The 13,432-nt window shown below is 62.4% G+C and carries 11 protein-coding genes; 8 read left to right on the plus strand and 3 right to left on the minus strand.

Going from position 1 to position 13,432, the window contains the following annotated elements; all coding sequences use genetic code 11:
• Positions 1 to 19 precede the first annotated feature (19 nt).
• Positions 20 to 1,174: an RsmB/NOP family class I SAM-dependent RNA methyltransferase gene (locus tag FNJ84_RS05750; RefSeq protein WP_143792056.1), complete on the plus strand. Its 1,155-nt coding sequence runs from the start codon at positions 20 to 22 to the stop codon at positions 1,172 to 1,174.
• Positions 1,175 to 1,263: 89 nt separating this feature from the next.
• Positions 1,264 to 3,324 (plus strand): PAS domain-containing sensor histidine kinase, encoded by a 2,061-nt coding sequence (locus FNJ84_RS05755; protein WP_143792057.1) that lies wholly within the window; start codon positions 1,264 to 1,266, stop codon positions 3,322 to 3,324.
• 70 nt (positions 3,325 to 3,394) lie between these two features.
• Here FNJ84_RS05755 and FNJ84_RS05760 read toward each other — a convergent pair whose 3' ends face one another.
• The gene (locus tag FNJ84_RS05760) at positions 3,395 to 3,979 is read right to left on the minus strand and encodes a sulfotransferase family protein (protein WP_143792058.1); all 585 of its coding nucleotides are present in this window, start codon (positions 3,977 to 3,979) and stop codon (positions 3,395 to 3,397) included.
• Positions 3,980 to 4,213: 234 nt separating this feature from the next.
• Between FNJ84_RS05760 and recA the strand changes: the two genes are divergently transcribed.
• The 5 genes from recA (at position 4,214) to FNJ84_RS05785 (ending at position 10,430) form a co-directional block, all read left to right on the plus strand.
• Complete coding sequence (gene recA, locus FNJ84_RS05765) at positions 4,214 to 5,281, plus strand: recombinase RecA (RefSeq protein ID WP_143792059.1); 1,068 nt, start codon at positions 4,214 to 4,216, stop codon at positions 5,279 to 5,281.
• 241 nt (positions 5,282 to 5,522) lie between these two features.
• Positions 5,523 to 6,542, plus strand: a complete 1,020-nt coding sequence (locus FNJ84_RS05770; RefSeq protein ID WP_143792060.1) for a hypothetical protein — start codon at positions 5,523 to 5,525, stop codon at positions 6,540 to 6,542.
• Between the two features lie 76 nt (positions 6,543 to 6,618).
• Entirely contained in the window at positions 6,619 to 9,276 is a 2,658-nt protein-coding gene (gene alaS, locus FNJ84_RS05775; protein ID WP_143792061.1) for an alanine--tRNA ligase, read from the plus strand.
• On the plus strand, positions 9,273 to 9,572 hold the full coding sequence (locus tag FNJ84_RS05780) for a DUF1330 domain-containing protein (protein ID WP_143792062.1): 300 nt from the start codon (positions 9,273 to 9,275) through the stop codon (positions 9,570 to 9,572). Before alaS ends, FNJ84_RS05780 begins: the two co-directional genes overlap by 4 nt.
• Before the next feature lie 63 nt (positions 9,573 to 9,635).
• Positions 9,636 to 10,430, plus strand: a complete 795-nt coding sequence (locus tag FNJ84_RS05785; RefSeq protein ID WP_143792063.1) for a class II glutamine amidotransferase — start codon at positions 9,636 to 9,638, stop codon at positions 10,428 to 10,430.
• On the opposite strand, the gene FNJ84_RS21930 is transcribed toward FNJ84_RS05785, so the two are convergent.
• Entirely contained in the window at positions 10,431 to 10,880 is a 450-nt protein-coding gene (locus FNJ84_RS21930) for a DUF4177 domain-containing protein (RefSeq protein ID WP_185968435.1), read from the minus strand.
• Positions 10,881 to 11,192: 312 nt separating this feature from the next.
• Here FNJ84_RS21930 and FNJ84_RS05795 point away from each other — a divergent pair, with 312 nt between their 5' ends.
• Positions 11,193 to 11,627 carry a cell wall hydrolase gene (locus FNJ84_RS05795; RefSeq protein ID WP_255471077.1) on the plus strand — a complete coding sequence of 145 codons (435 nt, stop codon included), beginning with the start codon at positions 11,193 to 11,195 and terminating at the stop codon, positions 11,625 to 11,627.
• A gap of 228 nt (positions 11,628 to 11,855) precedes the next feature.
• Here the strand turns inward: FNJ84_RS05795 and gatB are convergent, their stop codons facing one another.
• A complete protein-coding gene (gene gatB, locus FNJ84_RS05800; protein WP_143792065.1) occupies positions 11,856 to 13,370 on the minus strand; it encodes an Asp-tRNA(Asn)/Glu-tRNA(Gln) amidotransferase subunit GatB in 1,515 nt (504 codons plus the stop codon).
• Between the last annotated feature and the right edge of the window lie 62 nt (positions 13,371 to 13,432).

Below are 13,432 nucleotides of genomic sequence, written 5' to 3' on the forward strand. Positions count from 1 at the left end.
ATGATCAAGGCATGATCCGATGACGCCGCAGGCGCGCGTTGCCGCGGCGATCGACATTCTTGATCAGATCGCCGGTGGCGCTTGGGCCGAGCCGTCGTTGCTGCGCTGGTCACGGTCTAGCCGGTTTGCCGGATCGGGTGATCGGGCCGCCGTGCGCGATCTTGTCTTTGACGCGCTTCGGCGGCGCGAAGCCTATGCAGCACTGGGCGGCGGGCATGGGGGGCGCTGCCTGATGTTGGGCAGGATCCGCCATGACGGTGGTGATCCTGATCAGATATTCAATGGCGCGGGCCACGCGCCGGCGCCGCTGACCAAGGCCGAGCGTCTGGCCGGTATGGCCCCAGACCGCGTTCAGTCGATGAATTTGCCCGAATGGGTGCTGCCGCTTTGGGACACGGCACTGGGGCGCGAGGCCCAACCCGTCGCCCTGGCGATGGCTGACCGGGCACCGGTGTGGTTGCGGGCAAATCTGGCCAAGGTCACGCCGGATCAGGCCATGGTGGCATTGGCCGAGGACGGCATAGCGGTCCGGTCCGATCCGCGCCTGCCCTCGGCGCTTGAGGTCGTGTCGGGCGAGCGAAGGATCGGCGGGTCGCGGAGCTATCGCGACGGATTGGTCGAATTACAGGATCTGTCACCGCAATTGGCCTGCGCGGCGCTGCCCTTGGTGGCAGGGCAGAGCGTCCTGGACTACTGCGCCGGTGGGGGCGGCAAGGCGCTTGCGGTTGCTGCCGGATTTCGGGTGTCGGTCGATGCGCATGACGCCGATCCCGCGCGCATGGCCGATCTGCCTGCGCGCGCAACCCGCGCGGGAACGCCGATCAGACCCGTGGCGCGGCCGCAAGGCGCCTATGACCTTGTCATCACTGATGTGCCCTGTTCCGGTTCGGGCACCTGGCGCCGCAGCCCTGATGCCAAATGGCGACTGGATCGACGTTCTATGGATAGTCTTTTGAATATTCAATCGAATATCATGGACGAGGTGGTGCCCCTTGTTCGGCGGATGGGCTATCTGGCCTATATGACATGCTCGGTTCTGGTCGAGGAAAATGACGGGCAGGCGCAGGCATTTCTCACCCGAAATCCAGATTTCACGCAGGTCATACGGCGGCAATGGACCCCCCTCGATGGCAGTGACGGGTTCTTTCTGTCCTTGTTTCAAAGACAAGGATGAACTGACTGTCAGTTGCCGGTCTTGTTAACGTCATATTAACGAAAGCGCTGCTAGGATGACCGCGGCGCAATCAGCACGAAGGACGAGACATGACCGGGTTGGAGCGGGTGATCGGCCTGCCGCGCGGCGCAGTGGCCTTTCTGCCCGTGCTGGTGCTGCCGGCACTGGTTGGCAGTATTTTGCTGCTACTGTTTCCCGGCAGCAGCAGCGGCACGGCAGCGGTCGTCTTCGCGACGATGGCGGTTGCGTGGTATCTGCTGGGGGGCGCGATTTCGCTGTTGCAGGCGGCGCGCGCGCTGACGGGGCGCCGCGCGCTGGCCGCGATCAAGTCCGAGGTGGTCGCAGCGCCCGAACCGATCTGGATTACCGATTCTGACGGTCTCGTTCTGTTTCAGAACGCGGCCTCGCTTGACGGATTCGGGGATATCCTGGGACAGAATATTCTCAGCTGGATGTCGCATATCCGCGCCAATGCGGCGGGGTTGATTGCAGATCTGATTGCTCGCGCCGACCGGTCCGGCTTTGCAGAAACGCGATTGCCTGACGGTGACATGCTGGCCCTTGGCAGGGCGGCGGATGCCCCGCTTCAAATCTGGTCCTATCACGCTGCCGGCGATGACGTGGGCGATGATGATCTCGCCGATGCGGGAGAGCCAGAGCCGGATGACGAGTTCGATGCCCTGCCGGTGGCTTTGCTGCGCCTGACCGGCGATGGAATGATCAATCGCGCCAATCCGGCTGCGCAGCGATTACTGGGCCGCAACCCCGTTCAGACACATATGGGCGCCATCCTTGACGGACCGGGCAGGCCGGTGGGCGACTGGTTGGCCGATGTGGCGACGGGGCGCACGGATCAACGGGCCGAGATGTTGCGCCTGCGCGCCGGCGGTGACAGGCATTTTCAGGTGTCGCTGGCCCGTGACCCGGCCGAATCGGCTGGGTTGATCGCCGTGTTGAACGATGCCAGTGCGCTGAAAACGCTGGAAGCACAGTTCGTCCAAAGTCAGAAAATGCAGGCGATAGGCCAGTTGGCGGGCGGCGTGGCACATGACTTCAACAATCTGCTGACGGCGATCAGCGGTCATTGCGATCTGCTGATGATGCGCCATGACAAAGCGGATCAGGACTATGCCGATCTGGATCAGATCAGCCAGAATGCCAATCGGGCTGCGGCGCTGGTCGGTCAGCTGCTGGCATTTTCGCGCAAGCAGACGATGAAGCCCGAGATTCTTGATCTGCGCGACACACTTGCTGATCTGACCCACCTGCTGAACCGTCTTGTTGGGGAACGCGTCGCACTGAACATCTTGCACGATCCCAGGCTGCTGCCGATCCGCGCCGACAAGCGGCAGCTGGAACAGGTGATCATGAACCTGGTCGTGAATGCACGCGATGCGATGCCATTGGGCGGCGATATTACCATCAGGACGCGCAATATGCGCCTGGATACCCCCCTTGAACGGGATCGTGCGATTGTGGCCAAGGGGGCCTATGTCATGGTCGAATTGCGCGATGAGGGCAGCGGAATCGCACCGGACATCCTGACCAAGATTTTCGAACCTTTCTTCACGACCAAGCGGACCGGAGAGGGGACCGGGCTGGGCCTGTCCACCGCCTATGGTATCGTCAAGCAGACAGGAGGGTTCATCTTTTGCGACAGTAAACTGGGGGAAGGGACTGTTTTCTCACTCTATTTTCCTGCGCATGATCTTGATGAAATCGTTGTGTCATCCGAACCGCAGGGTGACGCAGCCGACAGTGGGGCCGAGGCGCGGAAGGCCACAATTCTTCTGGTCGAGGACGAGGCGCCCGTGCGGGCCTTTGCTGCCCGCGCTTTGCGCCTGAAGGGCCATGAGGTGCTGGAGGCCGAAAATGCAGAAGCGGCTTTGGCGTTGTTGTCCGATCCGGCGGTCGAGGTCGACGTGTTCGTGACCGATGTTGTCATGCCTGGTATGGACGGTCCCAGTTGGGTTCGCAGCGCATTGCGTGATCGGCCCAGAACGCGCGTTGTCTTCATTTCGGGCTATACCGAGGATATTTTTGCCGAGGGCCAAAGCCCGGTGCCCAATTCCGTCTTTCTGGCAAAGCCGTTCTCTCTGGTTGAACTGACCCAGACAGTCGAGCGTCACCTGCACGGTGGCAGAGCATGAGCCGATGAAATGCCGGCAGGGCGCTGGACGTCCGGTCCGACGCAGATATCGGGTGCAGAAAGGCGGCGTGCTATAGCGTCTGGTACAGCCGGATATCGGCTGCCATCGCGATGCGCAGTGCTGCTTCCTGGTTGGCATCAAGATCGACATCGACGATTGGCGGCACGTTCACGCGCGGCAGATTGATGGCGCAATCCAGTTGATCTTCGAGAAATTCGACGAATCGCGGCATTTCTTCATATCGAAATATCCGGTCGGCAGGACTGCTGCCGCCGGTCAGAAACTGTGCCTGGCCGACCATGCTCATCTGCTTGGGGCCGTTCTCGGATGCGTAATTGCTGGCGAATTGGGCGAAGCTGACACCTTCCATCAGGTGTTCGGGGTCTTCGTGATCGTCGCGCAGCTTGAACCGATACCAGCTGCGCAGCCAGTCGACGGGTTCGCGCATCAGGGCGACGGTGGTGAAGCTGCCACCGCCCACCGATTCCAGCCAAGGTTGAACATGGTCGCGAAACGCCTTGATATCGACATGCTTCAGCGCGGCCGGGCGCTGCACCGCCACCGCGGCCAATGGCTCCAGCGCGGCTTCGATGGCGGTCGATCCAGCCTTGGGCGTGGCCAGAAAGACCAGACGCGGTTCCCAGAAGATCAGCATGTCTTCCCCAATTCGGCGCAATGTTCCAAGGCCGGTGGCAATATCCGGGCCGCTGCCGGCTGTAAACCGTTTCTTAAGACATGCCATGCAATATCGAGCGATCGACCGCAGAAGAAAGCACTTGCGTCACCGGGCCAATTCGCGCAAGAACAATGGAACAAGGGGTGAACATCCCCGGCGGATCGAGGCAGATTGCCCCTTGACGGGGTGTGTGGAATAACGGGCGAGGACAAGATGGCGACGGCGAGCATTCTGGACATGAACGACAAACGCAGCGCGGACAAGCAGAAGGCGCTGGACAGCGCCCTGGCGCAGATCGAACGGCAATTCGGCAAGGGTTCGATCATGAAGCTGGGCAAGGATAACCCGGTGGCCGAGATCGAGGCGACCTCGACCGGCTCTCTTGGGCTGGATATTGCGCTTGGCATTGGCGGCCTGCCCAAGGGCCGCATCATCGAGATTTTCGGCCCCGAAAGCAGCGGCAAGACGACGCTTACGCTTCATGCCGTGGCCGAAGAACAGAAAAAAGGCGGCATCTGCGCCTTTGTGGATGCAGAACATGCACTGGATCCGCAATATGCCCGGAAGCTGGGCGTGAATCTGGACGAATTGCTGATCTCGCAGCCCGATACGGGCGAGCAGGCGCTGGAGATCGTGGATACGCTGGTGCGTTCCGGCGCGGTCAGCCTGGTCGTGGTCGACTCGGTTGCAGCGCTGACACCCAAATCCGAAATCGAGGGCGACATGGGCGACATGCAGATGGGCTCTCATGCCCGTCTGATGAGCCAGGCGATGCGCAAGTTGACCGCCAGCATCGGCCGGTCAAACTGCATGGTGATCTTCATCAACCAGATCCGCATGAAGATCGGCGTGATGTTCGGCAGCCCCGAGACGACCACCGGCGGCAATGCGTTGAAATTCTATGCGTCGGTCAGGCTGGATATCCGCCGCACCGGCTCGATCAAGGACCGCGATGAGGTTGTTGGCAACCAGACCCGCGTGAAAGTCGTAAAGAACAAGGTCGCGCCGCCGTTCCGGCAGGTGGAATTCGACATCATGTATGGCGAAGGAATCAGCAAGACGGGTGAGTTGATTGACCTTGGCGTCAAGGCTGGCGTGGTCGAGAAGTCCGGTTCGTGGTATTCTTATGGTGATGAGCGGATCGGTCAGGGGCGCGAGAATGCCAAGCAGTTCTTGCGTGACAATCCAGATGTGGCCTATGCCATCGAGGATAAGATCCGCGCCAGCCACGGTCTGGATTTCGGCGCTTCGGAGGAAGATGACAATGTGACCGAGGATTGATGCCGGCCATCAGCCTGCCGCCTTGGTGTGGTGGTGAGGTATTGGTTTGCGTTTCGGTACACTTGTCCTTTCAGGCTTTGCGGCAGGGTTCCTGACCGCAACGCCTGTTTTAGCCGAGTTGCGGCAGTTCGGGGCCGTTATCTATCCGACCATCCCGGATTGGTCTGATCCGGGCGGTAACAGGGGTCACGTCACGATGTGGTCCGAACTGCGAGATGATCGCTGCGATTATTGCACGATATTGATCGGCAGAAGTGAGACGGCAGTCGGCGGGCTTGTTGACTGGTTGGATCGCAATCGCTTTGCCTTTGTCGACGAGGACGACCGCGCGCAGTTCCAGATTGGAATGCCGGCCGAAAGCACCTCGGTTGGCGCGCGAGAGGCCGCGACACTGGTGATGGGCGACGGAACCGAAATGCAGGTTCTGGTCGCGATCAGGGCCGGCTCCGATTTTGTTCTGACAGGATTTTCGGCCTATAACAGCGAGCCGGAAGGGCTGATGGCGGATATGGAATTCATGTCCACCACCTATCTGCCCTGGTTGGCGCTGTTACGTTATCGGTCTGACGGGGCGCCGTCGCTATTGCCCGCGCCAACGCCGGGCGAAATGGAAGGACTGTGGTGGGCATCGCGGCTGGATACCAATCTTGGCATGGATATGCTGATCCGGCTTGACAGCAGTTTCCGCCGGATCAGCTTTTGGCCCGATGGCAGTTTTTACGAGGGAACATCGCCTGGTGGGACCGCTGTGCCGGATAGGGCCGCGTTGGACAGGGCGATGCTGGCCGATTGGGGGAACTATCTGGTTAGGGGTGACAGCATAGATCTGACCTATGCCGACGGACGCACGGCGACGCTTGAACGCAATGGTGAATTTATCAGCGGTGATGGCTATGACATGACGCGGGTGACGCCATTGCCTGATGGCAGCCGGCTGGATGGTGAAATTTCGTCGGTCTATTATTCCGGCTTCAGCCCCGGCAGCGGGATTTTCGGCGGCATATCCTCGTCCAGCTCGACCGTGTTCCATTCTGATGGTCGCTATGACGGCAGCAGCTTTGGTGGCAGCTTTGGCAGTTTCGACAGTGGCGGGGGCTATAGCGTGGGCAGCAGCGATGACGCGAATGGTCAATACGAGATCCGCGACGGATTGATTGTCTTTTCACCCGCGAACGGCGCCGCAGGCAGGGCCGAGGCGGTGTTCTGGGCTGACGATTCGATCATGATCGGGGATAGCGTGTTCAAGGGCACCGCGAATTGACGCTTGCGCTTGTCGCCGCCGCCCGGCGCTGATATTTCCGGGTCTCGCCCGTCCCACGCCTAGCCGAGGCCCGATCATGCCCAGTCTAAACGATATCCGCTCGACCTTCCTTGATTTCTATGAGCGGAATGGTCACCGCAAGGTAGACAGCAGCCCGCTGGTGCCGCGCAATGACCCGACGCTGATGTTCGCCAATTCGGGCATGGTGCAGTTCAAAAATCTGTTCACCGGGGTCGAGACGCGCGACTACAAGCGGGCAACGACGGCGCAGAAATGCGTGCGCGCGGGCGGCAAGCATAATGACCTTGACAATGTGGGCTATACCGCGCGCCATCATACCTTCTTTGAAATGCTGGGGAATTTCAGCTTCGGCGACTATTTCAAGGCCGACGCGATCCCCTTTGCATGGGAGTTGCTGACCAAGGATTTCGGCATTCCGAAGGACAAGCTGCTGGTCACGGTCTATCACACCGATGACGAGGCGGCGACGATTTGGAAAAAGGTTGCCGGTCTGTCGGATGACCGCATCATCCGCATCCCGACCGATGACAATTTCTGGCGCATGGGCCCGACCGGCCCCTGCGGCCCCTGCACCGAAATCTTCTATGACCACGGCGACAAGATCTGGGGCGGCCCTCCGGGCAGCGCCGAGGAAGACGGCGACCGCTTCATCGAAATCTGGAACCTCGTCTTCATGCAGTTCGAGCAGTTCGAAGATGGCAGCATGAAGGAACTGGCCTCGCAGTCGATTGACACCGGCATGGGGCTGGAACGCATCGGCGCGCTGTTGCAGGGCAAGCATGACAATTACGACACCGACCTGATGCGTAGCCTGATCGAGGCCAGCGCCCATGCGACGAACAGCGACCCCGACGGCCCCGGCAAGGTGCATCATCGGGTGATCGCGGATCACCTGCGCTCGACCTCTTTCCTGATTGCCGATGGCGTCATGCCCTCGAACGAGGGGCGCGGCTATGTGCTGCGGCGGATCATGCGCCGGGCGATGCGGCATGCGCATATGCTGGGGGCGACGGACCCGGTGATGTTCAAGCTGGTCCCGGCGCTGGTGCGCCAGATGGGCGCGGCTTACCCGGAGCTGGGGCGCGGTCAGGCGATGATCGAGGAAACGCTGCGCAGCGAGGAAACCCGCTTCCGCCAGACGCTGGACCGGGGCCTGCGCCTGCTCGATGACGAGCTTGCAAAGCTGCCCGATGGCGCGAACCTGCCGGGCGAGGCGGCGTTCAAGCTGTATGATACCTATGGTTTCCCGCTGGACCTGACGCAGGATGCGCTGCGCGAAAAGGGCCGGGCGGTGGATGTTGCCGGTTTTGACACCGCCATGGCCGAGCAGAAGGCCAAGGCCCGCGCCGCTTGGGCCGGCACGGGCGAGACCAAGGATGCCGCGATCTGGTATGACTTGGCCGAAAAGAACGGCGTGACCGAATTTCTGGGCTATGACACCGAGGAAGCCGAGGGGCAGATCCTGTCTCTGGTCGCGAATGGGGTGGAAACGCCCGAGGCGAAGCAGGGCGACAAGGTGCAGATCGTTGTGAACCAGTCGCCCTTCTACGCCGAATCCGGCGGGCAGGTCGGCGATACCGGCCTGATCAAGACCGAGACCGGCGCCGCGCAGGTGACTGACACGAAGAAGGTCGCGGGCGTCTATGTCCATGTGGCCGAAGTTACTTTGGGCACGATCGGCAAGGGTCAGGGCGCGCAATTGTCGGTCGATCACGACCGGCGCGGGATGATCCGCGCGAACCACTCGGCCACGCATCTGCTGCACGAGGCGCTGCGCCGGACCCTGGGCGAACATGTCGCGCAGCGCGGCAGCCTGAACGCACCGGATCGGCTGCGCTTCGATTTCAGCCATAACAAGGCCATGAGCCCCGAGGAATTGGCGCGGGTCGAGCGCGAGGTGAATGATTTCATCCGCCAGAACACGCCGGTCGAGACCCGGATCATGACCCCCGACGATGCCCGCGCGATCGGCGCGCAGGCGCTGTTTGGCGAGAAATACGGCGATGAGGTTCGGGTCGTTTCCATGGGGCGGCAGCCGAATTCCGGGAAGGGCACGGATGGCCAGACCTATTCGCTGGAACTGTGCGGCGGCACCCATGTTGCCCGGACCGGCGATATCGGTCTGTTCGCGCTGACCACCGAGGCGGCTTCGGCCGCTGGCATCCGGCGCATCGAGGCGTTGACCGGCCAGGCTGCCATGGCCGAGTTGCGCCGTGTCGATCAGGAACTGGCCGAGGTCGCAGGCATCCTCAAGGCGCAATCGGGCGATGTGGTGAACAAGGTTCGTGCGTTGTCGGATGAACGCAAGGCGCTGGCCAATGAGGTGGCGCAGCTGAAGCGGCAACTGGCCATGGGCGGCGGCGGTGCGTCTGAGGCCAAGGAAATCGGTGGGGTCAAGTTCATCGGCCGCAAGGTCGAGGGCGTCGGCGGTAAGGAACTGGGTGCGCTGGTCGACGAAATGAAATCGCAACTGGGCAGCGGCGCTGTGCTGGTCCTGGCCGAGGCCGATGGCAAGGCCACGGTCGCGGCGGGCGTGACCGGCGACCTGACCGACCGGATCAGCGCGGTGACGCTGGTGCAGACCGCGGTCGCGGCGCTTGGTGGCAAGGGTGGCGGTGGCCGTCCCGACCGTGCGCAGGGTGGTGCGCCCAGCCTGGCGGCCGCCGATGCGGCCATCGCCGATGTCGAAAAGCTGATCGGAGAAACCGCATGACCGCCCTTTGGATTGCCCATGTCCATGTGACCGATGCCGAGGCCTATGGCCGCTATGCCGCGCTGGCGGGGCCCGCCATTGCGGCGCATGGTGGCTTGTTTCTGGCGCGCGGCGGGCGCTACAAGCAGCTGGAAGGTAATGACCGGCCGCGCAATGTCGTGGCCCGTTTCCCCAGCTTCGAAGCGGCGGTGGCCTGCTATGACAGCGCCGAATACCAGGCCGCGCTGGACCATGCGCGGCACGCATCCGAGCGCGATCTTGTGATCATCGAGGAAACGCCTCCGCCTGCGGAATAGGATGAATTCTTAAAACCTTCGTGGTAGTTCTGTGACAAAAGCAGAACCGCGAAGGGGCAGGGCATGTGTCGTTGGGCCGCCTATCTGGGCCAGCCGATCTTTCTTGAGGATATCGTCAGCCGGCCGGCGCATTCGCTGATCCGCCAAAGCCATGGCGCGATGCGCTGTCACACGCCGGTAAATGCCGATGGTTTCGGGTTGGCCTGGTATGGCGAAAGGCCCGAGCCGGGGCTGTATCGCGATGTGATGCCCGCCTGGTCCGACCCCAATCTGCGCAGTCTGGTTGCGCAGGTCAGATCCGGTTTGTTCATGGCCCATGTCCGCGCCTCGACTGGCACCGCGACCAGTCGCAACAATTGCCACCCCTTCACCGTCGGCCGGTGGTGCTTTATGCATAACGGACAATTCGGCGGCTATGACGGGTTCCGTCGCGATGCCGATGTGCAGATCACTGACGAGTTCTATCCGCACCGCAAGGGCGCGACCGACAGTGAGGCGCTGTTTCTGATCGCACTTGGCGAAGGGTTGGAACAGGATCCGAAAGCCGCGATGGAACGCGCCGCCGGGCGGCTGGCCGATCTGGCCATGCGGCGGGGGACGGCGCCATATGTGCGGCTGACGGCGGCATTTTCAGATGGGCAGCGGCTTTACGCGATCCGCTATGCCAGCGACGAGCAGGCGCCGACGCTTTATCACCGCTGGTCGGCCAGCCGGGGCGGCCGGGCCGTGGTGTCCGAGCCGCTTGAGACCGATGAGGACGATTGGCAGGAGGTGCCGCAGGGCAGTTTCTGCATTTTCGAGGGCGAAGGGGTTCAGATCAGTCCCTTCTGCCCTGTTCGACAGGCGCGGGCGGCCTGATCACGCCGATGGCGCGGTGCGCGGCGCCGGGGGCGTTGCGGGTTCGGTCTCATCCGTCGCAGGCTGCGTTTCGATTATGGTGGCCTGATCGCGCGATTGCGGCGCGGCGGCCTGCGGCAGTTCCGGCGTCTGCTGCGGTGCGCGCACGGGGCTGGCGCTGACTGGGTATTCGGGCTGCGGCGTTGCGGCCGCGGCGGGGTCGGCCACGGATTCGATCCCGGCCGAGGCGCGGCGGAAAACCAGAAGATTGTGATAGATGGTCGAACGGCCGGTCAGCCCGCTGCGTTCCTCGGATGGCAGGGTCTCGGCCCGGACATAGTCCCAGCCTTCGGCGGCCATCCGGTTCAGCTCGGCCGTCAGGGACAATGCGAATCGGTCGGTCGGGGTCTTGGCGCCCTTGGCCTTGTCGCCTTTCGCGGGGGCAGGGATGACGGTGTATTCATAGCGCATCGGTTGAATCCTGAACATCGGCTTGGTCCGAGTGATAGGCCAGATGGCCGGGCATGGAAAGTGCCGCCCGACGCGTCCGCGCCCCTGTCACGGCAGGTGACGGTTCCCCGCCGATGCGGCGACTGGCCGCGTTTTTGTCGTTGAAATCACCGAAGCGGCCCAGCAAAACAGAGCAAAACAAGACCGCCACAAGGCAGGCCAAAACAATCGAGGGCAGAGCAGGCCATGAAAATCAACCGATCGACAGCCCGATTGGGCATTGCGCTGATGACAACGCAGCTTGTGCTGGCTGCCTGCGGCGGGGATTCCGGTATGGGCGGGCGCAGCAGCAGAAACGATCTTGCCTGCATGGAACGGGCGATCTTCTTCGAGGCCAACCGGTCCAGCCGAACCGGCATGGTTGCGGTCGGCAATGTGGTGATGAACCGGGTGGCCTCGGATGATTTTCCCGATACGGTCTGCGGCGTCGTGGGGCAGAAGAACCAGTTCGCGCCGGGGGTGATGACGCGCAAGATGAACTCGAAGGCGCTGCCAGAGGTGCGCGAGGCAGCGGTTGCGGCGCTGCGTGGCGAACGCGCGCCGGGTATCGGTCGCGCCCGGTTCTTCCATACCTATGGATACCGTTTTCCCTATGACAACATGCACTATACGCTGACGGCGGGCGGAAATGCGTTCTATGAAAAGCGCAAAAGCCATCTGGTGACGCAGCGCGTGCCGCTGCCGCCGATCGACGGAATTGGCCGGTAAGGCGGCATCTCGCCGCCTGGCAAGGCTGTGACAGGCCGCCGTCAAGGAAAGATGACGAAATCTTTAAGGTCGCCCAAAAGCCGGTCGCCCGATCAAAGCTGGGCGGCCGCCAAGCATATGCAGCAAAGGCGACCGAACCAACAGATGGTTCGGTCGTTTCTCAAGTCTCTGGGTTCTGACGTGTTCAATCTGGAATAGCTGTTCGGCGTCGACTGCCGATGTCGCGCCTCAGCCGCCCAGCTTTTTCGCCACCAGATCCTGCACCGCCGCCGGGTTGGCCTTGCCGCCCGTGGCCTTCAGCACCTGGCCCACAAACCAGCCCGCCAGCTTGGGATTGGCCTTGGCTTTTTCCACCTGTGCGGGGTTCTCGGCGATGATCTGGTCGACGGCGGCCTCAATGGCGCCGAGGTCGGTGACCTGCTTCATCCCGCGCGCTTCCACGATCTGCGCCGGATCGCCGCCCTCGGTCCAGAGGATCTCGAACAGATCCTTGGCGATCTTGCCGGAAATCGCGCCATGGCCGATCAGGTCGATCACGCCGCCAAGCTGGGCCGCCGAAACCGGCGAGGTCTCGACCGTCAGCCCCTCTTTGTTCAGGCGGCCGAACAACTCATTGATGACCCAGTTCGCGGCCTGCTTGCCATCGCGGCCCGCAGCCACGGCTTCGAAGAAATCGGCATTCTCGACCTCGGCGGTCAGCACGCCGGCGTCATATTCGGACAGGCCCAGCACCTGCACGAAACGCGCCTTCTTGGCGTCGGGCAGTTCGGGCATGTCGCCGGCGATGGCATCCACCCAAGTTTGTTCGATTTCCAGCGGCAGCAGGTCAGGATCGGGGAAATAGCGGTAATCATGCGCCTCTTCCTTGCTGCGCATTGACCGGGTTTCGCCCTTGTCGGGATCGTAAAGCCGGGTTTCCTGAACGATGCTGCCCCCGTCCTCCAGAATGGCGATCTGGCGGCGGGCCTCATACTCGATGGCTGCCTGGATGAAACGCAGCGAGTTCATGTTCTTGATCTCGCAGCGGGTGCCCAGATGGCTGAAATCCTGCGTTTCCTGATAGCGCTCATAGGCGCCGGGCGGGCAGACGCTGACGTTCACGTCGGCGCGCAGGTTGCCGTTTTGCATATTGCCGTCGCAGGTGCCCAGATAGCGCATGATCTGGCGCAGCTTGGCGACATAGGCGGCGGCTTCCTCGGGGCCGCGGATGTCGGGGCGGCTGACGATCTCCATCAGGGCGACGCCGGTGCGGTTCAGGTCGACGAAGGACATGGTCGGGTCCATGTCATGGATCGACTTGCCGGCATCCTGTTCCAGGTGGATGCGCTCGATGCGGACGCGGCGGCCGATGCCGGGGCCCATATCCACGATCACCTCGCCCTCGCCGACGATGGGGTGGTAGAGCTGGCTGATCTGATAGCCCTGCGGCAGGTCGGGATAGAAGTAGTTCTTGCGATCAAAGGCCGAGGTCAGGTTGATCGCGGCCTTCAGACCCAGACCGGTCTTGACCGCCTGCGCCACGCAGAATTCGTTGATGACGGGCAACATGCCGGGCATGGCGGCGTCGACGAAGGCGACATGGCTGTTGGGCTCGGCGCCAAAGCCGGTCGAGGCGCCCGAGAACAGTTTCGCATTGCTGCTGACCTGTGCGTGAACCTCCAGCCCGATCACCAGTTCCCAATCCTGCTTGGCGCCAGAGATGACTTTCGGCTCGGGGGCGGTAAAGGACAGGTGGTCAAGCATCTTGGGCCTCGTTTAGCTGTGGCCCGTGTTTTACGGCAGGGTCGGGGGCACGGCAAGGGTGC

Origin of the sequence: Paracoccus sp. M683, from assembly GCF_007096355.1 — a bacterium.
Classification (GTDB): domain Bacteria; phylum Pseudomonadota; class Alphaproteobacteria; order Rhodobacterales; family Rhodobacteraceae; genus Paracoccus.